The sequence below is a fragment of the Paraburkholderia sp. BCC1876 genome, assembly GCF_902833695.1.
GTDB lineage: Bacteria > Pseudomonadota > Gammaproteobacteria > Burkholderiales > Burkholderiaceae > Paraburkholderia.
This window is the reverse complement of sequence record NZ_CADFGI010000014.1, coordinates 24638-49214: the sequence shown is the minus strand read 5'-3', so window position 1 is coordinate 49214 and position 24577 is coordinate 24638. Positions and strand designations below refer to the sequence as shown.

Genomic DNA, 24577 nt, shown 5'->3' with positions numbered 1-24577 from the left:
ATCGCCAACGCGATTCACGCGTAAAACGCGGCTCGACAGCACATTCGAATGAGGAAGAATCATGTCTCAAAGTCCGATTGATCCTCACGCGCATCATCACGCGCATTGCCTGCCGTTCGGCGCCCAGTTGCTGGGCGCCGCGGGGGCCAAACCGCGCACGCGCTTCCGGTTCTGGGCGCCGTCGTGCGAGCACGTTCAGGTCGACGTCGAAAACGGCCCCGCGCAAGGCGCGCACGCCATGACGGCCACCGGCAACGGCTGGTTCGAAGCGACCGTCGAGAGCGGCGCGGGCACGCTGTACCGTTTCCGGCTCGACGGTGAGCACGCCGTACCCGATCCGGCGTCGCGCTTTCAGCCGCAAGACGTGCATGGCCCGAGCGAAGTCATCGACCCGCGCGCCTACCGTTGGGAACACACGCACTGGCATGGACGGCCCTGGGAAGAGACCGTGCTGTACGAACTGCATGTGGGCGCGATGGGCGGCTATGCGGGCGTGCAGCAGCGTCTGCCGGCGCTGGCCGCGCTCGGCGTGACGGCTATCGAGTTGATGCCGTTGAACGACTTTCCCGGCCGGCACAACTGGGGCTATGACGGCGTACTGCCGTATGCCCCCGATTCCGCGTACGGCCGTCCCGAAGAACTCAAGGCGCTGGTGGACGCCGCGCATGGTCTCGGCCTGATGGTATTTCTCGACGTGGTCTACAACCACTTCGGCCCGGACGGCAATTATCTGCACCAATACGCGCGCCCGTTTTTCCGCGAGGGCACGCATACGCCGTGGGGCCCCGCTATCGACTTCGAGCGCAGCGAAGTGAGCGACTTCTTTACCGACAACGCCGTCTACTGGCTCAACGAATATCGCATCGACGGACTGCGTTTCGACGCGGTGCATGCGATCGACAACCACGCATGGCTGCGCGAATTGTCCGACCATATCCGCGCCAAAGTGCAGCACGGCCGCTATGTGCATCTGGTGCTGGAGAACGAGCACAACAGCGCGACGCTGCTCGAAGCGCACTTCGACGCGCAATGGAACGACGACGCGCACAACACGCTGCACGTGCTGCTGACCGGCGAAACGGAAGGCTATTACCACGCGTATGAAGATCAGCCGATTCGGCGGCTTGCGCGCGTGTTGTCGGAAGGCTTCGCGTATCAGGGCGATCCTTCGCCGATTCACGACGGCAAGCCGCGCGGCGAATCGAGCGGGCATTTGCCGCCCACGTCGTTCGTGATGTTTCTGCAGAACCACGATCAGATCGGAAACCGCGCGTTCGGCGAGCGTCTGCGCAAACTAACCTCGGACGACGCATTGCGCGCCGCCACCGGTTTGCTGCTGCTGTCGCCGCAAATCCCGCTGCTGTTCATGGACGAGGAATACGGCTCGACGCAACCGTTCCTGTTTTTCACCGACTACACCGGCGACCTCGCCGATGCGGTCCGCGAAGGACGCCGCCGCGAATTCGCGCGCTTTTCCGCCTTCAGCGACGAAAAGCGGCGTGCGCAGATTCCCGATCCGAACGACGCGAAAACGTTCGCGGCCTCTTCGCCGCCCGCGCCTGATGCATCGTCCTCCGCGTCGAGTAGCGACGATGCGAAAGACCGGCTCGACTGGATGCACTTCTACAAATCCGCGCTGGCCGTGCGCGCCAAGCTGATCACGCCGCGCCTGAAGCATGGCAAGGCGCTCGGCGCGACCGTGCTGAGCGGCGCGAACGGCGGCGACGCCAACGCGCTCGTGGCGCGCTGGAAACTGTGCGATGGCGAGACCTTGTCGATCGCGTTGAATTTGTCGAAGGAAAGCGTGGCGCTCGGCGAAGTGCCCGCCGGCAAGATCGTTTTCGAAACGCCGCCGCGCGTGCGCGAGCAGATCGACACCCAGGTGTTGCCGTCGAATACGTTTGTCGCGTGGTTGACCGGCGACGTCTGCGACTATGCAACCGGCCACGACGCCCGCATTGCCAGCCAACAGGAGCGCCACGCGTGAGCACTCGACGCAACGATACGATCGTCACCCTCGCCACGCGCGCCGGTTTCGAGGTGGAGTGGCAGGACGCGCACCACACAACCCAGCATGTGCCCGAAAGCACGTTGGCCGTGCTGCTCGAACGCATGGGTTTGCCGTGCGGCAACGCGACGCAAATCCGCCAGAGCGCCGCCGCGCTGGAGGCCGAATTGTCGGGCCGCAAGCTGCCGCCGCTGATGACCGCCGAAGTGGGACGCGGCATCGCGTTGCCCGCCGCGGCGATCCGCTCGGGCAGTCATTATCGGATCGAACTCGAAAGCGGTTCGATCATCGACGGGCGCTTTACGGCGCCTAAAGGCGAAGAAGCGCTGCTCGCGCCCATCGACGAACCCGGCTATCACACGCTCGTGCTCAACGAGCAACGCATGACGCTGGCGGTGGCGCCGGCACGCAGCTACACGGTGGCGGATGCGTGGCGCACGCTGAACGACAGCGCCGACAGCGACAGCGACAAAGCGAAAGACAGCGCCGCGCACGCGCCGCCGTTGTGGGGCATCGCCGCGCAACTGTACGGCTTGCGACGCGTCGGCGACGGCGGCATCGGCGATTATTCGGCACTCGCGCAACTCGCCATCGAAAGCGCGCGGCGCGGCGCGCATGCGCTCGCCGTCAGCCCGACTCACGCGATGTTCAGCGCGGAGCCGGATCGCTTCAGTCCGTATTCGCCGTCGTCGCGCTTGTGGTTGAACGTCACGCATATCGATCCCGCCGCCGTATTCGGCGCGGACGCGGCACGCAGCGCGCTCGAAGCCGCGCAAGGCACCCAAAGCTGGTCGGCATTGGAAGACTTACCGCTGATCGACTGGCCGAACGCGGTCGTCCTGAAGCTGAAGGTGTTGCGCTCACTGTACGAGCATTTCTGCGAGCAGGACCGCGCGCACGAAACGCCGCGCGCGTTGGAATTCCACGGCTTCTGCGAACGCGCCGGCCGCGCGCTCGAAGACCATGCGCGTTTCGAAGCGCTGCAAGCCGCGCAGCTCTCGCAGGAAGGCGGCAACGGTCATTGGCGCCACTGGCCGGAAGCGTTGCGCGATCCGCGCAGCGCCGAGGTTGAAGCCTTCGCCGAAGCGAATCGCCACGAAGTCGATTTCCATCTGTTTCTGCAATGGCTGGCCGCAAAAGGTTTATCGCACGCCCAACACGCCGCGCGCGATGCCGGCATGGCCGTCGGCCTGATCGCCGATCTCGCGGTGGGCTGCGATAGCGCCGGCAGTCACGCCTGGTCGTATCGCGACGACATGCTGCAAGGCGTGTCGGTCGGCGCGCCGCCGGACCTGTTCAACCAGGCCGGCCAGGCATGGGGACTCACTACCTTCTCGCCGCGCGCCATGCGCACGCAGGGCTTCTCCGCGTTCATCGACATGTTGCGCGCAGCGTTCGCGCATGCGGGCGGCATCCGGATCGATCACATTCTCGGCTTGCGTCGGCTGTGGCTCGTGCCCGAAGGCGAAAGCGCGCGCAACGGCGCGTATCTGCGCTACCCGCTCGAAGACCTGCTGCGCCTCATCGCGCTCGAATCGTGGCGGTTTCGCTCGATCGTGATCGGCGAAGATCTCGGCACCGTGCCGCCCGGTTTTCGCGAGCGGCTCGACGAACATGGTCTCGCGGGCATTCGCGTGTTGTGGTTCGAGGGCGCGCACGGCGGCAAAGGGTTCAAGCCGCCGCACGAGTGGGACCGCAATGCCGTCGGCACCACCACCACCCACGATCTGCCCACCGTGGCCGGTTGGTGGCGCGGCAGTGACATTGTGTGGCGCAACCAGATCGGCCAGACGATGGCGCGCCCCGACGGCCGCGATCCGGTACAGCTCGCGCAGGAAGAACGCGCGAACGATCGCGCCGACATGTGGCGCGCGTTCCAGTCGGCCGGCGTGGCCGCGCGGGGTGTGGAAGCGCCGCCGCCCGACGATGCCCCGGTGGATGAAGCGCTGGCGTTCGTCTGCGCCACACCGGGTCCGCTGGTGACGTTTCCGCTCGAAGACCTGCTCGGGCAAGTCGAGCAGCCGAATCTGCCCGGCTCGATCGACGAACACCCGAACTGGCGTCGTCGCGTGAATCTGCCGATCGACGAACTGTTCAGGGACGACGCTTTCTGCGACCGCCTGCTTGCCGTCGATCGCGAACGCCGCGCCGCGCGCGCCGCCGTTCCTTCTTCCAACGCTTCCGCGGAGCCTGATACGCCATGACCGTCCCGCGCTCCACGCTTCGCCTCCAGTTTCACCGAGGCTTCACCTTCGACGACGCCGCGAAGCACGTCGACTATTTCGCCGCGCTCGGCATCAGCCACGTGTACGCGTCGCCGATCACCACCGCCGAACCCGGATCGATGCACGGCTACGACACCGTCGACTACACCCAGGTCAGCGCCGAATGCGGCGGCGAGGCGGGCCTCAAACGTCTCGTCGAGAAGCTCCGCGCGCACGACATGGGGTTGCTCGTCGATATGGTGCCGAACCATATGGGCGTGGGCGGCGCCAGTAACGCGTGGTGGCTCGATATTCTCGAATGGGGCCGGCACAGCGCTTACGCGCGTCATTTCGACGTCGACTGGCATTCGCCGGATCCGGCATTGCGCGGCAAGGTGCTGGCGCCGACGCTCGGCGCGCCGTATGGCGAAGAACTCGCGGCAGGTCGCATCGCGCTGCATTTTGACGCGGAGAACGGGCGTTTTTATATCGGCTACGGTCCGCATGTGTTCCCCGTGTGCCCGATCGATTACGCGTCGATCCTGCAAGGCGCGGAGCGCGCCGATCTTAACGCGCTCGCCGAACGCTTCAACGGGCTGACGACGCAACCCACCGATCATCCGCGTGCCGCCGAAGGGCGCGAGATGTTGCGCGAGTTCGTCGCGCGACAAGGCAGTTCGGCGATTGATGCCGCGCTGGAGGCGTATGCGCCTGGCGATCCGGTGACGCGTGACCGTTTGCATCGGCTGATCGAGCGGCAGCATTTTCGGCTTGCGTGGTGGCGCACCGCATCCGACGAAGTCAACTGGCGGCGCTTCTTCGACATCTCCACACTCGCCGGCGTACGCGTGGAGCGGCCCGAAGTGTTCGACGCGGTGCATGCGCTGATTTTCCGTCTCTACCAGGAAGGCGTGGTGGACGGACTGCGGATCGATCACGTGGACGGGCTCGCCGAGCCACGCGAATACGCGCAGCGATTGCGGCAGCGGCTCACGGAATTGCGCGACACCGCGCCGTATGTGGTGGTCGAAAAAATTCTCGCCCGCGGCGAACCGCTGCGCGACGATTGGCCCGTGGATGGCACGACCGGCTACGACTTCATGAACGACGTGGGCGCGTTGCTGCACGATCCCGCCGGCGCGGAACCGCTCGCGCAGACATGGGCCGAACTCACCGGCCGCAGCCCGCGTTTCGCGGACGAAGCGTTGATCGCGCGCCGCAAGATTCTCGCGGAGAACCTGTCGGCGGAACTGGATCGGGCAGCGCGCGCGTTGCATCGTATTGCGCGCGATTCGCTGACCACGCGTGATTTCACATTCACCTCGTTGCGGCGCGTGCTGACCGAACTGGTCGTGCATTTTCCGGTGTATCGCGTCTATCCGCAGAACGGCTTGCGCAGCGCCGCCGACAACGTCTATTTCGACCAGGCGCTCGAAGGCGCAAAACAATCGCTGTCGCGCGCGGACCTCGTCGTACTCGATCGCGTGAACGCGTGGCTCGGCGGTAGCGCGGAAGAAGCGCCGAGCGGACGCCCCAGCGCGCCGCCGCAGCCAGGTCAGAACAACGCGCCGCCCAGCCACGCCGGTTCGTCGCGGCGCACCGCGCAAACGCTGTTTTCGCAACTGACCGCGCCGGTCGCCGCGAAGGCGGTCGAAGATACGGCGTGCTATCGCTACGGCCGGTTGTTATCGCGTAACGAAGTCGGCGCGGACCCGGGTGAATTCGCGCTGTCGGTCGAGCAGTTCCATGCCGCCAATCTGGAACGCGCGCAGCGCTTTCCTCACGCGTTGCTCGCCACCGCCACGCACGATCACAAACGCGGCGAAGACGTGCGCGCCCGTCTCGCGGTGTTGAGCGAAATCGCGGCGGACTGGAGCGCGACGTTGCGCGCGTGGTCGACGTTGAACGCGCCGCATCGCCGTACGCTCGACGGCAAGCCGATCGGCAGCGTCGGTCAGGACACGCACGACGACTGGTCGCCGGGCCCCGCCGCCGAAGCGATGCTGTATCAGACGCTGGCGGGCTGCTGGCCGCCGGAGTTGAAACCGGACGACGCAGCGGGCGTCAAGGAACTGGCCGAACGTGTCGCGCAATGGCAATTAAAAGCGTTGCGCGAAGCGAAGCTGCAAACCAACTGGCTCGCACCCGACGAAGCGTATGAAGCCGGCTGCCGCGATTTCCTGTTCGATATCCTCGCGCCGCAGCGACGCGACGACTTTCTGAAAGAACTGTCGGCGTTCGTCGCGCGAATTGGCCGCGCCGGTGCACTCAATAGTCTGCAACAGACGGTGTTGCGGCTGGCGTCGCCGGGGATTCCCGATCTGTACCAGGGCACCGAGTTGTGGGACTTCAGTCTGGTCGATCCGGACAATCGCCGGCCGGTGGATTTCGCTCAGCGTGAAGCGTGGCTCGTGCAGACGCCGCCGTCGGATTTCCTGCCGACCTGGCGCGACGGACGCGTGAAGCTCGCGGTCGTGCAACGCGTGCTGGCGTTGCGCACGCATTTGCCGGAGTTGCTGAGTCAGAGCGAGTACCTGCCGCTTACCGTGCGCGGCGCGCATGCCGCGAATGTGATTGCGTTCGCGCGACGGCATGGCAATGCGTGGGCGGTGGTGATCGCGAGCCGGTTGGCCTCCGGCTTGCTCGATAACGATGACGATGACGCCAGCGATCTGCCGATGGTCGATCCGCAGAAATGGGCGGACACGGCGATTGAAATGCCGTCCGATCTGTCGGCGCGCGCGTTGTTCGATTGGCTGAGTCCCGCGGCGCCGAAGGTCGATGAAAATGGCTTGCTGTATGTGCGCGACGCGCTCGGTGCAATGCCGATAGCGGTACTGGTGGAAGATGGCGTGCCGCGCAGTTGATCGCGTCTCTTTCTCCTGGCGAATGAAAGGCGGTTAAAGCACACGAGCTTTAACCGCCTTTTTTGCTGGCTTACTGATTTAGTGACTTACTCGCGTCATTCAGCGCGATGCCTTCTTAACCCGCCGAGCCATTCTGCTGAGCGCGCTTGACCGCTTCGGCCACCTGCTCGGCGACACGTCGCGTGTCCCAATACACCTGCCCCTTGTACATCCGGTCGCCGCGCAGGTTGAAACGGTCGACGCCCTGCCAGGTCAGCGGCTGGCCTGCGACGGTGGCCGACGCCTGCCATTCGATCATCACAGCATCGCCGGTCGGCGCCCACTGCAGGACGTCGACTTTCAAGTCCGGCAGTTGCGTCAGCACCTGGCGAAAATGCTCGACCACGCCTTCCCGATCGGCCGGTTCCGTCATGGGCGGAATCAGGTTACGCGTGTCCTCGTGCATCAAACTTCTCAAGTTATCCGCGACCGGGTTTTGCCATTCCGCCGCGAACCGTTGCACGGCGATGCGCGCATTGGAAAGCTGCTCTTCAGTGGGTAAAAGATATTGCTGCTCTGCCTGAGTCATTTCGGGTCTGCTCCTGATGGGATTGCCTACCTACGGGTTGTGCGTCCGTCGTTCCACGCTGCAAGCAAAGTCAAACTCGACATACATCAAGACTTTCACATACAACGTGTATGTATACTACAATCAGAATGTGAAAAATCAAGGGATAAAAATCCGTCCTATGCCGAGCGCAGGTGTCCCTCTCAAATCCCGCCGCGAGGAATACGCGGACGCCACGCGTCAGGCGTTGATTTGCGCGGCCGGCGAGCTATTCGCGTCGCAGGGCTATCAGCAGGTGGGTATCGAGGCCATCGCGCGCAGCGCACGCGTAACTCGCGGCGCGTTCTATCACCACTTCGCCGATAAAGCCGAACTCTTCGATGCGCTGGTGGGCGCGTTGCAGGAACAGGCCGCGTCCAAAGTACAGGCCGCTGCCGGAGCCGCGCCTAAGGCGAAGCGTATTAGCGCGGGCATTCGCGAGTTTCTGGAAGTCTGTTGCGAGCCCGCTTACCGGCAGCTCGTTATCGAGACCGCGCCCGCCGTGCTCGGCACAGCGCGCTGCCGCGAGATCGAAGAAGCGCACGTCTACGGGCTGCTGATCGACGCGCTGGTCGGTCCGGCGGGTCATAATGAAAAAGCCCGCGCCAATGCTTACCTTGCCGCGCGCATGATCGGCAGCATGGTGTGCGAGGCGGCGCAGTTGCTCGACAACGCGGACGACCCCGTCGCGCTGAAGGCCGAAGCGTTGAAGCTCGTTGAAAGCATGGTCGGTACGCTGACGCCCGATAAAAGCCGGAGCGCGTCGGCTCGCAAGTAAATCGCCCCAACAGGAATGCCGATGAAGGAATGCCAATGACCCTCGACTGGCCGACGATTCGCGATGGCAATGCCGACACGCTGCATGACACGACCGTCGACATTACGGGTTGGATGATTCCGCTGGATCCGCAAGCCGAATCGGTCGATTACTTTCTGCTCTGCGCCGATGAACCCTGCTGCGGGGGTTGTGTGCCGCGCAATCCGGCGGCGTCGATCGAGGTCTACACGGCAGCGCCGCTCGCGCCGCAAGCCGAAGCGCTGACGTTACGCGGCCGGCTGCTGCGTCTGGTCGACGACCCCGCGGGTTGGCGCTATCGATTGGTGGAAGCGGCCGCGCTTGATCGTCTACCTTCTGTGCCGCGCACCTTCAGCCGGCGCGCGTTTCTTTCCTCCGGCGCCGCGCTCGGACTCGCAGCGTGCGCGCCTGGCCGTTTCGCGGGCTATACCGATCCCCAGCACGCGCAAGACGACCCGGTCACGCAGGCCGACAGCGGCAGTCACCGCGCGCCGTCATGGCAAGCGCCGTCCGGCACGCTCACCATCGACATGCACAGCCACGCCGGACGCGTGACCGTGTCGCGCGATCCGGCGATCGGTGCGCGTCGGCCGTTTCTGCCGCTCGCCGCGCCGATGCGCAAAGGCGGCATGAACGTGATCTGCCTCGCGATCGTCACGGATACGACCGTCACGCGCGTCGCGGAAAACCGCAAGCGTTTCGAGGCGTGGCGCGATCCGCAGCCGGGCGAGTTGTATGCGCTCGGTCAAGCCGAATTTCAGCGCGCGCATCAATTGATCGAGCGTGAGCAGATGCAGGTGGTGACGAATGCGGCGTCGCTCGCGGCGAAGGGTTCGCTCGGGCCGTGCGCGATCATTTCCGCAGAGGGTGGGGATTTTCTCGAAGGCCAGGTGGATCGCGTCGACGAGGCGTATGCGCAGCATCAGTTGCGGCATTTGCAACTTACGCACTATCGCGTGAACGAGCTGGGCGATATTCAGACCGAGCCGCCGGTGCATGGCGGCCTGACCGATGCCGGCGCGGAAGTGGTACGGCGTTGCAATGCGCTGGGCATCGTCGTGGATGTCGCGCACGGCACTTACGACCTGGTTAAGCGCGCCGCCGCTACGTCCACCAAGCCGCTCGTGCTGTCGCATTCGGCGTTGGCCACGCACCCTTCGTCGCGCAGCCGGCTTATCACGCCGGATCACGCGCGCGTGATCGCCGGCACGGGCGGCGTGATCGGCGTGTGGCCGAGCTCAGGGTCGTTCAAGGATATCCACGCAATGGCCGAAGGCATCAAGCGCATGGCGGATGTGGTCGGCGTGGAGCATGTTGGACTGGGGAGCGACATGCTCGGGTTTATCTCGCCGCCGGTGTTTCGCAGCTACGAACAGTTGCCGGAGCTGGCGAGCGCGTTGCTTGTCGCGGGGTTCACGCAGGAAGAAGTGAGCGCGATTCTGGGTGGGAATTACCGGCGAGTGTTTGAGGCTTCGGTTGGATAATCGGTGTGGCCTAACGCCCTGCCGCCCACAGCAACGACAACCCCGAGGACAACATCAAACCGTCGACCACCAGCTTGAAGGTGGCGGGACTCATCCGCACCACGATGCTCCGCGCCGCGAACGAGCCGGTCATCAACGCGGAACCGGTGATCAGGCCGTCGATCACCACGCGCAAAGGCAACGCGCCGAAGTGATTGAACACCGCGACTTTCGCGGCATACACGGTTAATGAGCCGGCGGCTTCCGTTGCGAGAAACGCGCCTTTGACGAGGCCGTAAGACATGAACACGGGCACGGTAATCGGCCCGGTCGACACCACGATGCCGGTGAGAAAACCCACCACGCCGCCGATCAGCGAAAGGTGCCACAGAGAGAATTTGACGGCCCGCCGCGCGAGCCAGCGGCGCGTGGGCACCATCGCGACAAAGAACAGCCCCAGCGCGATTTCAACCGCGTGCGGCGGCAGTGCCAGCAGCGTCCGCACACCAAGCGCCGCGCCCGGCACGGCGGTCACGCAGTAGGCCCCGCAAGCGCGCCAATCGATCTCGCGCCACCACGCGAGCACCTTGCCGAAGTTGCCCATGATCGCGGCGATCGCCATGATCGGCACCGCCTGTTGCGGACCGTACAGCATCACGAGCACGGGCATTAGCAGCATGGATGAACCGGTGCCGATCACGCCGCTCAGCAAGCCTGCCAGCAAGCCCACGCACAGAACCAGCAGATACCCCATGTCGCCCCCTCGATGTGGACGACAATTCTACGCGAGCAGTCGGGCCATGCGCTTTGCCGGATTCAGCGGAAAAGGCTTTCAGCCACCTTCATCGTCGAAGGTCTTCGGGTACACGCGCACGAGCACGATGCGCGGCCCTTTCATCTTCTTGACGACCACGTCGAAGCGGTCGAATTCCACGCGCTGGCCTTCTGTGGGCAGATCGTTGAGCGCCTGAATCACGAGACCGCCGACCGATTCGGCCTTGCCCTCGTCGATATCGATACCCAACGCCCGCTCCAGCGACACCACCGGCAAGCTGCCCTTGCCCATTAACGTGCCGTCGTCCATGCGCGTCCAGTCGGCGTCGCCCTGACGGAATTCGTCATGAATCTGACCGACCAACGCGCCGAGCAGATTGTCGAGCGTCAGGAAGCCGATCGGCTTCGCATTTTTATGGCCGACCAGCGCGAAATGCGGCGCGCCTTTGCGGAAGCGGCGAAACAGTTCCAGTGCGGGCATGTCCGGCTTCACGTACTGCACGGGCCGCGCGTATTTCGACAGATCCTCGAGCGTGCTGCCCGCGTGACGCGCCAGCAGCAGATCCTTCAAGTGGATCATGCCGGCCACGCGTTCACCGGCTGCGTCTTCGAACAGCGGGTAGCGGCTGAAGCGATGCCGCGCCACCACCTGCATGTTGTCGCGCAACGGCAGATCGCGCCGCAAGCCAACCATTTCATAAGCAGGACGCATGAGGTCCGACACCGTCATGCGCGAAAAATCCAGCGAATGCGCGATCGTGTTCCATTCGTCCTGGCTGTACGCGCCGCCGTCCGCCGCGCCCAACTCGCTCGCCACATTGGCGCGGCGGCCACGCAGGATCAGCTTGAGTTCGTCGGTCGAATAGTGCGAGTCGTGACCATGGTCGGCGTCGAGGCCGGCCAGCTTCAGCACCGCGTTGGCGCTCGAGTTGAGCACCCAGATGGCCGGATACATGGCCCAGTAGAAGCCGTACAGCGGCGTGGCGGCCCACAGCGACACCTTCTCCGCCTCGCGAATAGCCAGCGACTTCGGCGCCAGTTCGCCCACCACGATATGCAGGAACGAAATACACGAAAACGCGAAGAACAGCGAAACGCCGTGAATCAGTTTCTCAGACTCCACGCCGAGCAGGTTGAAGACCGGCGTGAGCAGTTGCGCGAACGCGGGCTCGCCGATCCAGCCGAGACCGAGCGACGCTAGCGTAATGCCGAGCTGACAGGCGGAGAGGTAAGCGTCGAGACGTCCGTGCACCTTGGCCAGCAAACGGCCGCGCATGCCGTGTTTCGCGGCGAGACTCTGCACGCGCGTGGCCCGCAGTTTGACCAGACCGAATTCAGCCGCAACAAAGAAACCGTTGAGGGCAACGAGAAACAACGCGCCAATGAGGGCGACAACCTGGATCAAAGCGAAGGGCTCCGGCAACAAAAGTTGTCAGTATAGAGGGTGAAAGCTCGGTGAAAAGTCAAACGCCGTTGATCGCCGTTAAGCGCGCGCAACCGTGTGCCGACGTAAAGCGCTCACTTCGGCGCGGTCGCACTTAGCGGTATGCGTAGTGCAAGTCTGGCCGCTTCGCTCTCGCTGGCGTCGATCTGCTCGAAACTGCCGCCATGCGCTTCCGCGACGCGCTTGCACAGTGCGAACACCCACGCAATGCGTTTGGCTTCGCGCGGCTCGCCGGCCTGCTTGCGAGCGAACGCTTCGAGCAGATGCGGCACGGCCGGATCGCTCAATGCAGCGAGGTTGTTGTCGTAGGTGACGGTGGCATGCCATGCGGTCGCGTCCGCACGCGTGGCCAGCGTGACGGTAGCGCCTTCGGCGCTGGCTTCGACGGTGAACGTCAGCATCAGCCACAGCGCGGCGACGAGGCGTGCGCGGTCGCCGTTGAGTTGCTCGGTGCCGAGTTGCGAGTCGAGCGCGATCTCGACCTGGCGCGAGCGAGCCAAACCCGTGCGCACGTCTTCGACAGTTTCGTCGAGCAACGGATGCAGCGGGAACGACGCATACGCGAGCGCCAGCGACCTGGTTTCGGCGCGCGTGGCATCCACGATCGTTTCGAGCAGCTTCACCTGCTGGTCCACGCCATTGCGAATGCCGGTGACGGCGCGCTGCGCGTTGGGGTCGTTCGCGTCGAGCTTGCGCTCGAGCACGTAAGCCCAGCTATGGATCGCGTTCAGCGGACCGCGCAAATCGTGCGACACCAGCGACAGCACGTGGTCACGCATGAACAGCGCGGTTTCGGCGCAAAGATGCGCGGTACGCTCGGAGACGGCGAAGCCGGAAGGCGCCGGCTGCGCGCCGGTGGTTCCGGTTGAAGACGTTGTCACGATCGAGCCCTCTCAGGCAGTGCATGATGATTGAAAGAAGCCCCATTATAGGCATGGCATCCGGCGCGACCCGCCTGGCCGGACGGCCAATTTCCACGCAATCCGCGTGCCACGCGGCAATCCTCGGCGATGCATCGCCAACACGCCTACAATGTCGGTTTTTACGTTTTTGAACTGAGGAGCGTTACATGTCGACTGTCACTACCGAATCCGGCCTGAAGTACGAAGACATCGTGGAAGGCACCGGCGCCGAAGCGGTTGCCGGCAAGAGCGTCAGCGTGCACTACACCGGCTGGCTGACCGATGGTCAGAAGTTCGACTCGAGCAAGGACCGCAACGACCCGTTCGCATTCGTGCTGGGCGGCGGCATGGTCATCAAGGGTTGGGACGAAGGCGTGCAAGGCATGAAGGTCGGCGGCACGCGCAAGCTGACGATTCCGCCGCAACTCGGCTACGGCGTGCGTGGCGCGGGCGGCGTGATTCCGCCGAACGCGACGCTCGTGTTCGAAGTCGAATTGCTCGGCGTCTAAGTTTTTTGCGTTTCAAGTTGCCGGCCTGTTTGCCGGTGACCGCGCTTTAACGATGAACCACGCTACCGCCACCATCCCTTGCGTTTCGCTGCGCCGTTACGGCGCGGTCGAAGCGTCGGACGTGCATGACTTTCATCAGGTCGTGCTCGGCCTGGACGGCGCGATGGTGATGGCGGTGAACGGCGTCGCGCAACAGATCGACGCCGGCTCCGCGTGGCTCATTCCGGCGGGTGCGCGGCACGACTACGCGGGTATCGGCGAGAACCGGCAGTTGGTGCTGGATCTGCCGGCAACTTCGCTGGCCGTGCCGGAACGTTTGTTCGACCGCGCGCGGGCCGTAACGGTCGATGCGTCGCTAACGCAGCTCGTGCATCGGATTGCAGCGCACGCTACCGGCGGCGCTCAGAGCGACGATCTGGACGCCCGTCGTTTTCATTGGGATGCAGCGGCCCGTCTGGGCGCTGCGTTGGTGGCCGACTCCGGCACCACGGCAGGTGCGCTCGCGCCTGGCGCGGGTCTCGACTTCACGCGTATCGACCGTTGGTTGCGCGCGCATTTGTCGGAACCGCTGCGCATTGCCGACCTCGCCGCGCATTGCGGCTTTGGCATGCGGCGCTTTCATCAGCTTTTTATCGACGCGTTCGGTGAGACGCCGCATCGCTATTTGCAGCGCTTGCGGCTCGATACGTCGCTCACGTTGCTCGCGGATCCGCGTCGCTCATTGACCGATATCGCGTTGGATATCGGCTTCGGCGATCAGAGCGCTTTCACGCACGCATTCACGCGGCGTTTCGGACTGGCGCCTGGCCAATGGCGCGCGCTGCGCCACTGAGCATTGCCGCGCGAGCCGCGTTGAGTTCGCGGCCCGCATTGCCTGCTTTAAATCCCGCTTAACCCGCCAGACCGCGTTCCAGATCGCCGCGAATATCCGCGGCGTTTTCCAGACCCACCGCCAGCCGGATCAAGCCTTCGCTAATGCCTGCTGCCGCGCGCGCTTCCGGCGTCACGCGACCATGCGTGGTGGTTGCCGGATGCGTGATCGTGGTCCGTGTATCGCCAAGATTGCCGGTGATCGAACAGATCTTCGTGCTATCGATCACACGCCATGCATTCGCGCGCATCTGCTCCGGCGTGTCGCCCTTCAGTTCGAACGACAGAATCGCGCCGCCCGCCTTCTGTTGACGCATGGCCAGCGCGTGCTGCGGGTGCGATTCCAGCCCCGGATAGAACACGCGATTCACGGCCGGATGCGTCTCCAGCCAGCGCGCGATTTCCAGCGCATTCGCCGACTGCTTGTCGACGCGCAGCGACAGCGTTTCCATGCCCTTGAGCAGCACCCACGCGTTGAACGCGGACAGGGTCGGCCCGGTGCTACGCACGAACGGGAACACCTTTTCCATGATGAACTGCTTCGAGCCGACCAGCGCGCCGCCCAACACGCGCCCCTGACCGTCAAGGAACTTGGTGGCCGAATGCATCACCACATCCGCGCCGAGCTTCAGCGGCTGTTGCAACGCCGGGCTGCAGAAGCAGTTGTCCACCACGAATAGCGCGTTCGCGGCCTTGGCGATCTTGCTGATCGCTTCGATGTCGGACACTTCCGTCAGCGGATTCGACGGCGTTTCGAGGAAGAACATCTTCGTCTCGGGACGCACGGCGTTTTTCCACGCGTCCAGATCGGTCGAATCGACGAACGTGGTCGTAATGCCGAACTTGGTGAAAATCTGCGAGAACATGCCGAGTGTCGAGCCGAACAACGCCTGCGAGCTCACGAGGTGGTCGCCGGCCTGCAGCGCGCACATCACGACGGACATGATCGCGGCCATGCCGGACGCTGTGGCCATGCACGCTTCGCCGCCTTCGAGCGCGGCCAGGCGGTCCTGGAACATCGTGACGGTCGGGTTCGTGAAGCGCGAATAGGTGTAGTTGTCTTCGGAATTCCTGAATTTCTCGGCAGCGTCCGCGGCGCTCGCGAACACAAAGCTCGAGGTCAGGAAAATCGCTTCCGAATGTTCGTTGAAGTCGCTGCGCGCCGTGCCCGAGCGGACTGCCAGCGTGTCGAAGTTCAGGGAGTCGTCCATGTTGGTTCTGGTTTCCAATGTTCCATGGCTGCGTTCGGCGCGCTTCGTGTGAAAGGAGAGCGCAGCGCCAAACGGCAGCAACAAAAAAGCCCGCTTTTGCGTCGGCATAAGCGGGCTTCATGTGCGGGGAAAGCTGGAGCGGAGGCGGATGAATGCGGCGTTTTCCACCTTTCGCTTTAGCTGTTTCGGGTTACCCCGCGTCCGCAAGCTGAGATCAAATCGACGCAAGCCATGATCCTAACACGCTCGCGGCGTGGCGTGCAGCGCGCCACGCCATGAGCGCTGTCGTTCAGTTTCACGTTCACGTCAGGCTCGCGGGCTACCTTTAGCCCACCGACAACTGCAGATGCAATTGCGAACGCGCCGGCGCGCCGCCGTCGATCGCGTCGCTCGCGGCGTCGCGATCCGATTGCGAGGACGGCGCGAGACGCGCCCTTTCGATGCGGTCCAGATACTCGGTCGTGATGTCGCCGGTCACGTAGTTGCCGTCGAAGCACGACGCTTCGAATTCCCGCAGTGCCGGGTTGATGTCGCGCACGGCCTGCTTCAGTGCGTCGACGTCCTGATACACGAGGTGGTCCGCGCCGATCATGCGCGCGACTTCGTCGTCCGTGCGGCCGTGAGCGACGAGCTCACCGCGCGTCGGCATATCGATACCGTAGACGTTCGGGAATTTCACCGGCGGTGCCGCCGAAGCGAAGATCACCTTGTTCGCGCCGGCGTCGCGCGCCATCTGCACGATTTCATGCGAGGTGGTGCCGCGCACGATCGAATCGTCGACGATCAGCACGTTCTTGCCCTTGAACTCGATACCCATGGCGTTCAGCTTCTGGCGCACCGACTTCTTGCGCACCGCCTGGCCCGGCATGATGAAGGTGCGGCCGACGTAACGGTTCTTGAAGAAGCCTTCGCGATATTCCACGCCCAGTTTCTTCGCGACCTGCATGGCAGCCGGACGCGACGAATCGGGAATCGGCATCACCACGTCGATCGGCACGTCGGGCAGTTCGCGCTTGATCTTCTCGGCGAGGTAGTCGCCCATGCGCAGACGCACGTTGTAGACCGGCACGCCGTCGAGCACCGAGTCCGGACGCGCGAGATACACGAGTTCGAAAATGCACGGGTTCAGGCTCGGATTCGTCGCGCATTGCTGCGAATGCAGATTGCCTTCGATATCGATGAAAATCGCCTCGCCCGGTGCGATATCGCGCACGAATTCGAAGCCGATACCTTCAATCGCCACCGACTCCGACGCCAGGATCCATTCGACGCCTTCCGGCGTTTCCTGCTTGCCGAGGCACAGCGGGCGGATGCCGAACGGGTCGCGGAAACCCAGCAGCCCGTAACCGGCGATCAGCGACACGATCGCGTACGAACCCCGCACCCGGCGATGCACGCCCGACACCGCCTTGAACAGCGCGGCCGGATCGAGTTGCAGGCCCGAGCTGGACAGCTGCAATTCGTGCGCGAGCACGTTGAGCATGACCTCGGTGTCGGAATTCGTATTGATGTGGCGGCGATCGACGCGGAACATCTCGTCTTTCAGTTGCTGCCAGTTGGTCAGGTTGCCGTTGTGCGCGAGGATGATGCCGAACGGCGCGTTCACGTAGAACGGCTGGGCTTCTTCTTCGCTCGACGCGGAACCGGCCGTCGGGTAACGCACCTGGCCGATACCGGTCGTGCCGGGCAGGCTGCGCATGTTGCGCGTGCGGAACACGTCGCGCACCATGCCGTTGGCCTTGTGCATGTGGAAATTGCTGCCGTTCGCGGTTGCGATGCCGGCGGCGTCCTGACCGCGATGCTGCAGAAGCAGCAGGCTGTCATAGATCAGCTGATTGACCGGGGAATGGGAAACTACGCCTACGATGCCGCACATGGCATGTCCTTCAAAGGTACGAAATTCGTCGTGGCGGCCGGTGACTGCGTACGCGCTGTGACCTGCTGGTACGTAGCGGCAACCGGTTTGCGCCGGAGTCCTGCCGCGTCCCTTGAAACACTCGCCTGATCGTCACACGCGGACGTAGGCAGCAAGTGTCTCGGGAAGCAGCGGTTTCATTACGTGCACGCCCTCGACCGCGTAGGGCCGAAGCAAGGCGTTGCGCCAGAATTCCTGTTGGGGCAGTTCGGTCAAGCCAGCGAGGGCGACCAGAATCAGCACCAGAATGACCCCGCGCACGAGGCCGAACATCAAACCGAGCGAGCGGTCCACGCCGCTCAAGCCGGTTGCCTGCACGATGCGGCTCAGGAGGGCATTCAGCACGCTCGCCACCAGCACCACACCGATCACCACCAGCGCAAAGGCCAGCAGCCACTGGGTCAACGCGCCACCCGGCCACGTGGACGGGATAAACGGCACGACATAACCGACAAAGCGGCACGCAATGAAAAACGCCGCGATCCAGCCGATCAACCCGAATATCTCAGACAAAAACCCGCGCCATGTGCCGCGCAAGGCCGACAAACCGATCACCGCCATTACAGCGTAGTCGAAGGCGGTGAACATCGCTCGCTTACTGTGCGGCGCTGCTGTTCGCGCCCGACGTCAAGCCGGCCTCGCGAACTTTCGCAATCGCGGCGCTGGCCGCGGCACGATCGGCAAACGGGCCAGCTCGCAGCAACGTGAGCGTGGAACCGTCAGCCTGCTTCCGATGTTCGGTATATGCGGGCACTCCCGCCGCTTTCAACTTGGCCGCCCAATTTCGCGCGTTGGCGTCGTTGGCGAATGCGCCCAGTTGAACCGCGAAGCGGCTGCCCGGCGGCGATGCCGGCGTGCCGGAATTCGCGTCCGCGCTGGCTGCGGTGGTGTTCGTGTCGTCGGTTGCGCTCGGCGCGGCGGTGGCCGCGGCGTTGTGCGTGACCGGCGGTTTGGCGGGTTTTGCAGGCGCTGTCGGCGCCGTGGTCGGTGCGGTGTTCATCGCGACGGCCGGTGCCTGCGGTTTCGCCGCCGGTTTGGCTGCGGGCGTTGCGGCGCCTGTCGTCGTGCTGGTGCCAGTGCTCGTGCTTTGTGCTTGCGTGCTGCCGGACTGGCCTGGCTTCGCGGCCGTTGTCGGCGCAAGACTCGAAGCGGCAAGTGCCGCGTCAGGCGTGGGGTTGTCGGGTGCTACGCCGGCCTGCGTGTCTTCGTCAGCCTTGGCGAGCTTCGGCGCGGGACGGTTGGGGATGTCGATCGCGATGTCGTCGGTGACGGGCTTGGGATGCGAGTCCAGCACCATGGGCAGGATGACGACCGCCGCGACGACCAGCGCGATCGCACCGACGAGGCGGCGCCGCGCACGCTGCTTTTCCGGCAGCGTAGGGTCGAGCAGCATGGCGTCGGCGTCGACGGGGCGCTCCGTGCGGCGGGTTCGCCGCTCCACGCGCTCGCCACGGGCGGCCCGGGTGGAACTAGTATTTGCGCCGCGCCGAGTGGGCGCGTCGTCTTTCTTGCCGAACGAGAAAATTCCCATGAATCGCTTGGTTCGAGCCTGGCGCCCGTTCAGTGTTGCTGCGATTTACGGTAGGCCATAACTCCGGCTACCGTATAGAAACTGCCGAAAACCACGATTCTATCATTCTCTGACGCCCGTTTTAGCGCGTCTTGGTAAGCCTCGGCCGGTGTGGCGTAGCGCGTCACGCTGCTGTCGGCGGCTTCGTCCACGCCCCGCTCGCGTAGCGCCGCTTCGAGCTGTTCCGCCGTGGCGGCCCGCGCGAGCGGCAAATCGGTCACGCACCAATGGTCGATTTCGCCCTTCAGATGCGCCAATACGCCGGCAATATCCTTGTCGCGCATCGCGCCGAACACCGCGTACGTGTACGGGAAGAAGCCCATATTGCCGAGGTTCTGCGTCAGCACGGCGGCCGCGTGCGGATTGTGGCCGACATCCAGCACGATAGCCGGCTTGCCAGGCAGCACCTGGAAACGACCCGGCAGCTCGACGTTGGCGAGACCCAGGCGGATATCCTGCGCCGACACCGGCAAACGGTCACGCAGCGCTTCGAGTCCGGCGAGCGCCGCCGACGTATTGATCAACTGGTTCGCGCCGCGCAACGCCGGATAGGCGAGCGACGAACGCCGCATGGTCGGACCGACGTAACTCCACTGCTGACGCTCGCTGCCCGCCTGCCCTTCGTAGCGGAAATCGCGGCCGAAGAGCCACAGTTCCGCGCCGATCTTCTCGGCATGATCGATCAGCGACTGCGGCGGCACCGGGTCGGCGCAAATCGCCGGCTTGCCCGGACGGAAAATGCCGGCCTTTTCGAAGCCGATTTTCTCGCGTGTGTCGCCGAGATATTCCGTGTGATCAATGTCGATGCTGGTGATGATCGCGCAGTCGGTATCGAGAATATTCACCGCGTCGAGACGACCGCCCAGGCCGACTTCGAAGATCACCGCGTCAAAACCGCGCGAGGCGAACAGGCTCATGATCGCCAGCGTCGTGAATTCGAAGTAGGTCAGCGTGACCGGTTCGGCGAGACTCAGCCGCGCGGTTTCGACGACTTCGAAGTGCGCCAGCAGGTCGGCGTCGGTCGCCATTTCGCCGTTCAGGCGCGCGCGCTCGTTGAACGTCAGCAGATGCGGCGACGTGTGACAGCCCACCGTGAAGCCGGCGCGCAGCAGAATCGATTCGAGGATCGCGCATGTGGAGCCCTTGCCGTTCGTGCCGCCGACCGTGATGATCGGGCACGCAAACGACAGTTGCATCGCGTCGCGTACCTGCGAGATGCGGTCTAAACCCATGTCGATGCCGACCGGATGCGCGGATTCAAGGTGCGTGAGCCACGCGTCGAGGGTGGGGAATGTCGTCATCGAATGAATCGCGAGTGAATCGGTTAGGCGGTGGTGCGCCGTGATTATCCTGGAAATGACAACGCGCCGCTTGATCACTCACGCGGCGCGTTATTTTTGCCTGCTTTTTTTGACGGCTACCGGCGCTGCGTTCAATGTAGCGCGGGCTGTCTTGTCTACTGCTTAACGTCTGCTTACGCGACGGCATCCGCCGGCTGGTGGCTCAACAGCGCCATCAACTGGGCGATTTCCTCACGCAGCTTGCGACGGTCGACAATCATGTCCACCGCGCCCTTCGTCAGCAGGAACTCAGCGCGCTGGAAGCCTTCCGGCAGCTTTTCGCGCACCGTTTGTTCGATCACGCGCGGGCCGGCAAAGCCGATCAGCGCCTTCGGCTCGGCGATCACCACGTCGCCGAGGAACGCGAAACTCGCCGACACGCCGCCCATGGTCGGATCGGTCAGCACGGAAATAAACGGCAGCTTGGCTTCGGCCAGCCTGGTCAGCATGGCCGTGGTTTTCGCCATTTGCATCAGCGACAGCAGGCTTTCCTGCATGCGCGCGCCGCCCGAAGCGGTGAAGCAGATGAACGGCACTTTCTGTTCGAGCGCGTTCTGCGCGCCGCGCGCAAAGCGCTCGCCGACCACCGAACCCATCGAGCCGCCCATGAACGAGAACTCGAAGCAGGCTACGACCACCGGCAGCGTGTGGATCGCGCCGCCCATTACGACCATGGCGTCGGTTTCGTCGGTGTCGTCCATCGCCTCTTTCAGGCGATCCGGGTACTTGCGGCTGTCCTTGAACTTCAACGCGTCGACCGGAACGATTTCCTGACCGATTTCGTAGCGGCCTTCCGGATCGAGCAGGCCGTCGAGCCGCTCACGCGCGCCGATGCGCATGTGATGGTCGCACTTCGGGCAAACGTGCAGATTGGCCTCGACGTCGTTGCGGTACAGCACGGCTTCGCACGACGGGCACTTGATCCACAGGCCTTCCGGAATCCCCTTACGGTTCTTCGGGTCGGTTTGTTTGATTTTCGGCGGCAGCAGCTTATCGAGCCAGCTCATATTGAATCCTTCTGGGGTCGGCGGTTGCGCAAACGGCGGGATAAACCCGCCGCTCACACTACAGACGACAAAAATAACTGTTATCGGGCAGTCGCGACGCTATCTAGCGCCTCGCGCACTTCGGCGATGAAACGCGTGAGCGTTTCAGCCGCGGTCTCCGGCGGCGCCTGTTCGAGCAATTGCACGATACGGCTGCCGATCACGACGGCATCGGACACTTCGGCCACCGAACGCGCGGTTTGCGCGTCGCGGATGCCGAAACCGACGCCCACCGGCAGGGGTACGCGCGACTTGATGGCCGGGATTTTACCCGCGATGCTGGAAACGTCCAGATTCGCGGAGCCGGTCACCCCTTTCAACGACACATAATAGACGTAGCCGCTGGCAATTTTGCCGACCTCAGCGATGCGCTCGTCCGTGGACGTGGGCGCCAGCAAAAAGATCGGATCGATCGCAGCGGATCGCATTTTTTCAGCGAAGTTAGCGCACTCTTCCGGCGGGTAATCGACCACCAGCACGCCGTCCACGCCGGCGTCCTGCGCGGCTTTAGCGAACGCTTCGATACCCATACGTTCGATCGGATTGGCGTAGCCCATCAGCACGACGGGCGTCTTGTCGTCGGTTTCGCGGAAGCGCTTGACGTCCGCGATCACGTGGCGCAGCGACACGCCGTGCGCCAACGCGCGCTCGGACGATTGCTGGATCACGGGGCCGTCGGCCATCGGGTCGGAAAACGGCACACCGAGTTCGATCACATCCGCGCCGCCGGCAGCGAGCGCGTGCATGAATTCGACCGTGCGGGCCGGGTCCGGGTCGCCGGCCGTCATGAAAGGAATCAGGCCTTTCTTACCTTGGGCGGACAACGCGGCAAACGTGTTCTTGATACGGGACATGGAAATTTCTCGAATTTAAGCAACTGCGCGCGGCTTACGCGGCGCGTGCTGCGTGACACTCACTGCAACTCACTGCGTTTCGGTCTGCCGTTTGGCCTTGGCCTTAACCGGCCGCGCCTTCACAGGCACCGGATTCGCAGCGATGCTGACGCGTTCACGCGCTATCGCACAGTAACTTTCATTGATCTCATAGCCGACGAATTCGCGCTGCTGTCGGGCGCAAGCGACTGCGGTGGTGCCGCTGCCCATGAACGGGTCGAGCACGCGCCCGCCCTTCGGACAACTCGCCAGCACCATTCGCTCGACAATTTCCAGAGGCTTCTGGGTGGGATGCGCGACGCGTTCGGCATGCTGCCGATGCAGTCGCGACACCGACCAGACATCCTTCGGATTATAGCCAACCTCCAGCCACTTACTGCCTTCGAACAACTTACGCGAACGCGCCTTCTTCGTGACTTCATCGTACGGGATGCGGACGGGATCGAGATCGAAGAAGTAATCCTTCGACACCGCGAAAAAGCCGATGTTGTCGTGCACCGAAGTAAATCGGCGCACGGTCCCGCCCATGCTCGGTACGCGCCGGTCCCAGATGATTTCGTTGATCATCGTGAGTTTTGTCTTCAGGAAGCTGAAGATTTCCGGCGAGTACTGCCACGTGCAGAAGATATACAGCGAACCCGACGGCTTGAGCTTGGGAACAGCCAGCTCGAGCCAGCTACGCGTCCAGGCGAGAAAATCGTCGCCGGTCCGCATGTCGGAGTCGTTGCCATAATCTTTGCCGAGCCCATAAGGCGGATCGCACACGATCAGGTCGATCGACCCGTCGGGAATGTTCGCCACATCGGTCAGAAAATCGCGGTTCAACAGCTGGATGCCGGCCGGCACCTGCGGCAGTGACGCCTCAGGCACCGCGGCGGCCGCTACTTTGGCGGCCGGATCAAGGGTTTCAATCGCCGGCTGCGGCTCGTCGAACTCGTCACGCATCGTCGCGGCGCTCAGAACTGAATGCCCGATCGCTCGGCGACCGTATGCATGTCCTTGTCGCCACGGCCCGACAGGTTGACCAGAAGGACTTTGTCCTTCGGCAGCGTCGGCGCGAGCTTCGCGGCGTAGGCCAGTGCATGACTGGACTCCAGCGCCGGAATGATGCCTTCGATGCGACAGCAATCGTGGAACGCTTTCAGCGCTTCTTCGTCGGTGATGCTGACGTATTGCGCGCGATTGCTGTCTTTTAGCCACGCATGCTCGGGACCGACGCCCGGGTAGTCGAGGCCGGCCGAGATCGAATGCGTCTCGATGATCTGGCCGTTTTCGTCCTGCAGCAGGTACGTACGGTTGCCGTGCAGAACGCCGGGGCTGCCGCCGATCAGCGAAGCTGCGTGGCGACCGGATTCGAGCCCGTCGCCGGCTGCTTCTACGCCGATCAACTGCACCGAAGTGTCGTCAATGTACGGATAAAAGATACCCATCGCATTCGAACCGCCGCCAATGCACGCAATCACGGAATCCGGCTGGCGACCGACCAGCTCAGGCATCTGCACCTTGCATTCGTCGCCGATCACGCGCTGGAAATCGCGCACCATCATCGGGTAAGGATGCGGACCCGCAACCGTGCCGATAATGTAGAACGTGTTTTCGACGTTGGTGACCCAGTCGCGCATGGCTTCGTTCAGCGCGTCCTTCAACGTGCGCGAGCCCGATTGGACGGGCACGACCGTCGCGCCGAGCAGCTTCATGCGGTAGACGTTGGCGGCCTGGCGGCGCACGTCTTCCTCGCCCATATAGACCACACATTCCATGCCGAAGCGCGCCGCGATGGTTGCCGTCGCCACGCCGTGCTGGCCGGCGCCGGTTTCGGCGATCACGCGCGGTTTGCCCATACGCTTGGCCAGCAGCGCCTGGCCGATCACGTTGTTGATCTTGTGCGCGCCGGTGTGATTCAGGTCTTCACGCTTGAGGAAAACCTGCGCGCCGCCAAGCATTTCGCTCCAGCGCTTCGCGTGATAAATCGGCGACGGACGACCGACGAAATACTTCAGTTCGTGCTCATATTCGGCGACGAATTCAGGGTCTTTCTGATATTTTTCGTACGCTTCACGCAGCTCGTTAAGTGCGTGAACCAGCGTTTCAGCGACGAACACGCCGCCATATTGGCCGAAATGGCCTCTTTCGTCTGGCAAGTTATACATGGTGATCACTCTTCTCAGTGTGGCCCGCG

The 24577-nt window shown here is 63.7% G+C and carries 20 protein-coding genes; 7 read left to right on the top strand and 13 right to left on the bottom strand.

Annotation, left to right across the window (positions count from 1 at the left end; all coding sequences use genetic code 11):
- The first annotated feature begins 61 nt into the window (after window positions 1-61).
- Genes treZ through treY form a run of 3 tightly spaced genes read left to right on the top strand, consistent with a single transcriptional unit; the run spans window position 62 to window position 7079 of the window.
- Window positions 62-1987 (top strand): malto-oligosyltrehalose trehalohydrolase, encoded by a 1926-nt coding sequence (gene treZ, locus HWY05_RS33490; RefSeq protein ID WP_176061045.1) that lies wholly within the window; start codon window positions 62-64, stop codon window positions 1985-1987.
- Window positions 1984-4212, top strand: coding sequence for a 4-alpha-glucanotransferase (malQ, locus tag HWY05_RS33485; RefSeq protein WP_176061044.1), 2229 nt, complete (start codon window positions 1984-1986; stop codon window positions 4210-4212). Before treZ ends, malQ begins: the two co-directional genes overlap by 4 nt.
- Window positions 4209-7079, top strand: coding sequence for a malto-oligosyltrehalose synthase (gene treY / locus HWY05_RS33480; RefSeq protein ID WP_176061043.1), 2871 nt, complete (start codon window positions 4209-4211; stop codon window positions 7077-7079). Before malQ ends, treY begins: the two co-directional genes overlap by 4 nt.
- A 115-nt stretch (window positions 7080-7194) precedes the next feature.
- On the opposite strand, the gene HWY05_RS33475 is transcribed toward treY, so the two are convergent.
- Complete coding sequence (locus tag HWY05_RS33475) at window positions 7195-7647, bottom strand: nuclear transport factor 2 family protein (protein ID WP_176061042.1); 453 nt, start codon at window positions 7645-7647, stop codon at window positions 7195-7197.
- A gap of 160 nt (window positions 7648-7807) precedes the next feature.
- Here HWY05_RS33475 and HWY05_RS33470 point away from each other — a divergent pair, with 160 nt between their 5' ends.
- Window positions 7808-8443: a TetR/AcrR family transcriptional regulator gene (locus HWY05_RS33470; RefSeq protein WP_176061041.1), complete on the top strand. Its 636-nt coding sequence runs from the start codon at window positions 7808-7810 to the stop codon at window positions 8441-8443.
- A gap of 35 nt (window positions 8444-8478) precedes the next feature.
- The gene (locus tag HWY05_RS33465; RefSeq protein ID WP_176061040.1) at window positions 8479-9945 is read left to right on the top strand and encodes a membrane dipeptidase; all 1467 of its coding nucleotides are present in this window, start codon (window positions 8479-8481) and stop codon (window positions 9943-9945) included.
- Between the two features lie 10 nt (window positions 9946-9955).
- On the opposite strand, the gene HWY05_RS33460 is transcribed toward HWY05_RS33465, so the two are convergent.
- The 3 genes from HWY05_RS33460 to HWY05_RS33450 all read right to left on the bottom strand — a co-directional run bounded on the left by HWY05_RS33460 (window position 9956) and on the right by HWY05_RS33450 (window position 13023).
- Window positions 9956-10678, bottom strand: coding sequence for a sulfite exporter TauE/SafE family protein (locus HWY05_RS33460; RefSeq protein WP_176061039.1), 723 nt, complete (start codon window positions 10676-10678; stop codon window positions 9956-9958).
- Window positions 10679-10756: 78 nt separating this feature from the next.
- Complete coding sequence (locus HWY05_RS33455) at window positions 10757-12103, bottom strand: hemolysin family protein (protein WP_035564037.1); 1347 nt, start codon at window positions 12101-12103, stop codon at window positions 10757-10759.
- A gap of 113 nt (window positions 12104-12216) precedes the next feature.
- Entirely contained in the window at window positions 12217-13023 is an 807-nt protein-coding gene (locus tag HWY05_RS33450) for a HAMP domain-containing sensor histidine kinase (protein ID WP_176061038.1), read from the bottom strand.
- 188 nt (window positions 13024-13211) lie between these two features.
- Between HWY05_RS33450 and HWY05_RS33445 the strand changes: the two genes are divergently transcribed.
- Together HWY05_RS33445 and HWY05_RS33440 are read left to right on the top strand one after the other, a co-directional pair.
- Window positions 13212-13553, top strand: a complete 342-nt coding sequence (locus HWY05_RS33445; protein WP_035561048.1) for an FKBP-type peptidyl-prolyl cis-trans isomerase — start codon at window positions 13212-13214, stop codon at window positions 13551-13553.
- Window positions 13554-13605: 52 nt separating this feature from the next.
- A complete protein-coding gene (locus HWY05_RS33440; RefSeq protein ID WP_035561045.1) occupies window positions 13606-14385 on the top strand; it encodes an AraC family transcriptional regulator in 780 nt (259 codons plus the stop codon).
- Between the two features lie 58 nt (window positions 14386-14443).
- Here HWY05_RS33440 and HWY05_RS33435 read toward each other — a convergent pair whose 3' ends face one another.
- From HWY05_RS33435 to trpB, 9 genes are all read right to left on the bottom strand, one after another.
- Complete coding sequence (locus HWY05_RS33435; protein WP_035564035.1) at window positions 14444-15634, bottom strand: O-succinylhomoserine sulfhydrylase; 1191 nt, start codon at window positions 15632-15634, stop codon at window positions 14444-14446.
- Between the two features lie 325 nt (window positions 15635-15959).
- A complete protein-coding gene (gene purF / locus HWY05_RS33430; RefSeq protein WP_035561042.1) occupies window positions 15960-17510 on the bottom strand; it encodes an amidophosphoribosyltransferase in 1551 nt (516 codons plus the stop codon).
- A gap of 132 nt (window positions 17511-17642) precedes the next feature.
- The gene (locus tag HWY05_RS33425; RefSeq protein ID WP_035561040.1) at window positions 17643-18137 is read right to left on the bottom strand and encodes a CvpA family protein; all 495 of its coding nucleotides are present in this window, start codon (window positions 18135-18137) and stop codon (window positions 17643-17645) included.
- Between the two features lie 7 nt (window positions 18138-18144).
- On the bottom strand, window positions 18145-19080 hold the full coding sequence (locus HWY05_RS33420; protein WP_176061037.1) for an SPOR domain-containing protein: 936 nt from the start codon (window positions 19078-19080) through the stop codon (window positions 18145-18147).
- Window positions 19081-19109: 29 nt separating this feature from the next.
- A complete protein-coding gene (gene folC, locus HWY05_RS33415) occupies window positions 19110-20420 on the bottom strand; it encodes a bifunctional tetrahydrofolate synthase/dihydrofolate synthase (protein ID WP_176061036.1) in 1311 nt (436 codons plus the stop codon).
- A 173-nt stretch (window positions 20421-20593) separates the two neighbouring features.
- Window positions 20594-21466, bottom strand: a complete 873-nt coding sequence (gene accD / locus HWY05_RS33410) for an acetyl-CoA carboxylase, carboxyltransferase subunit beta (protein WP_035561032.1) — start codon at window positions 21464-21466, stop codon at window positions 20594-20596.
- An 80-nt stretch (window positions 21467-21546) separates the two neighbouring features.
- Window positions 21547-22359, bottom strand: a complete 813-nt coding sequence (gene trpA, locus HWY05_RS33405) for a tryptophan synthase subunit alpha (RefSeq protein WP_035561029.1) — start codon at window positions 22357-22359, stop codon at window positions 21547-21549.
- A gap of 69 nt (window positions 22360-22428) precedes the next feature.
- Window positions 22429-23343, bottom strand: a complete 915-nt coding sequence (locus HWY05_RS33400) for a site-specific DNA-methyltransferase (protein WP_035561026.1) — start codon at window positions 23341-23343, stop codon at window positions 22429-22431.
- Window positions 23344-23354: 11 nt separating this feature from the next.
- Window positions 23355-24548, bottom strand: coding sequence for a tryptophan synthase subunit beta (gene trpB / locus HWY05_RS33395; protein ID WP_035561023.1), 1194 nt, complete (start codon window positions 24546-24548; stop codon window positions 23355-23357).
- Window positions 24549-24577: the final 29 nt, after the last annotated feature.

What these genes read in the sequence shown, in the direction of transcription:
- treZ (WP_176061045.1), top strand. Translation starts at nt 62, where the DNA reads ATGTCTCAAAGTCCGATTGATCCTCACGCGCATCATCACGCGCATTGC.
- treY (WP_176061043.1), top strand. Translation starts at nt 4,209, where the DNA reads ATGACCGTCCCGCGCTCCACGCTTCGCCTCCAGTTTCACCGAGGCTTC.
- HWY05_RS33475 (WP_176061042.1), bottom strand. Translation starts at nt 7,647, where the DNA reads ATGACTCAGGCAGAGCAGCAATATCTTTTACCCACTGAAGAGCAGCTT.
- HWY05_RS33470 (WP_176061041.1), top strand. Translation starts at nt 7,808, where the DNA reads ATGCCGAGCGCAGGTGTCCCTCTCAAATCCCGCCGCGAGGAATACGCG.
- HWY05_RS33465 (WP_176061040.1), top strand. Translation starts at nt 8,479, where the DNA reads ATGACCCTCGACTGGCCGACGATTCGCGATGGCAATGCCGACACGCTG.
- HWY05_RS33460 (WP_176061039.1), bottom strand. Translation starts at nt 10,678, where the DNA reads ATGGGGTATCTGCTGGTTCTGTGCGTGGGCTTGCTGGCAGGCTTGCTG.
- HWY05_RS33445 (WP_035561048.1), top strand. Translation starts at nt 13,212, where the DNA reads ATGTCGACTGTCACTACCGAATCCGGCCTGAAGTACGAAGACATCGTG.
- HWY05_RS33440 (WP_035561045.1), top strand. Translation starts at nt 13,606, where the DNA reads ATGAACCACGCTACCGCCACCATCCCTTGCGTTTCGCTGCGCCGTTAC.
- HWY05_RS33435 (WP_035564035.1), bottom strand. Translation starts at nt 15,634, where the DNA reads ATGGACGACTCCCTGAACTTCGACACGCTGGCAGTCCGCTCGGGCACG.
- purF (WP_035561042.1), bottom strand. Translation starts at nt 17,510, where the DNA reads ATGTGCGGCATCGTAGGCGTAGTTTCCCATTCCCCGGTCAATCAGCTG.
- HWY05_RS33425 (WP_035561040.1), bottom strand. Translation starts at nt 18,137, where the DNA reads ATGTTCACCGCCTTCGACTACGCTGTAATGGCGGTGATCGGTTTGTCG.
- HWY05_RS33420 (WP_176061037.1), bottom strand. Translation starts at nt 19,080, where the DNA reads ATGGGAATTTTCTCGTTCGGCAAGAAAGACGACGCGCCCACTCGGCGC.
- folC (WP_176061036.1), bottom strand. Translation starts at nt 20,420, where the DNA reads ATGACGACATTCCCCACCCTCGACGCGTGGCTCACGCACCTTGAATCC.
- accD (WP_035561032.1), bottom strand. Translation starts at nt 21,466, where the DNA reads ATGAGCTGGCTCGATAAGCTGCTGCCGCCGAAAATCAAACAAACCGAC.
- trpA (WP_035561029.1), bottom strand. Translation starts at nt 22,359, where the DNA reads ATGTCCCGTATCAAGAACACGTTTGCCGCGTTGTCCGCCCAAGGTAAG.
- HWY05_RS33400 (WP_035561026.1), bottom strand. Translation starts at nt 23,343, where the DNA reads ATGCGTGACGAGTTCGACGAGCCGCAGCCGGCGATTGAAACCCTTGAT.
- trpB (WP_035561023.1), bottom strand. Translation starts at nt 24,548, where the DNA reads ATGTATAACTTGCCAGACGAAAGAGGCCATTTCGGCCAATATGGCGGC.